This window comes from Cedecea sp. B1(4) (assembly GCF_059414925.1).
The window spans coordinates 1-342 of record NZ_JCAHMZ010000171.1 but is presented as its reverse complement, the minus strand read 5'-3'; the positions used below and the strand labels follow the sequence as shown (position 1 = coordinate 342).

General features: G+C 29.5%; 1 protein-coding gene. It reads right to left on the bottom strand.

Annotated elements, in window-relative coordinates; translation table 11 throughout:
• Nucleotides 1-85 precede the first annotated feature (85 nt).
• Nucleotides 86-342 (bottom strand): hypothetical protein (locus ACR6JA_RS22505; protein WP_494599660.1); only part of this gene is annotated, 257 nt, incomplete at its 5' end.

Sequence of the window (342 nt, the reverse complement as noted above, 5' to 3'; positions counted from 1 at the left end):
TATTTTTGGTTTTTTTTTTACAAACGGGGGGGGTTTTTTTTTTTTGGGGGGGGTGTTTTTTTTATTTTTTTTTGGGGATTTTTTTTCATTGGGGGTTTTTTTTGTACTGTTGGTTTTTTTTTGGGGGTTTTTTGGGGTTTTTTTTTTTTTGGGTTGGGTTTTTCGCGTGCGGGGGTGACTTGGGCAAAATTGGTTTTTTGTTGGTTTTTTTGGGGGGGTTTTTTCTTTTATTTTCTTTTAATCCATTTTTTGGTTTTTTTTTTATGTGTGGGGGTTTTTTTTGGTTTTTGGGTTTTTTATTTTTTTTTTTTTTTTTTTTGTTGGTTATTTTTTTTTTTTTTT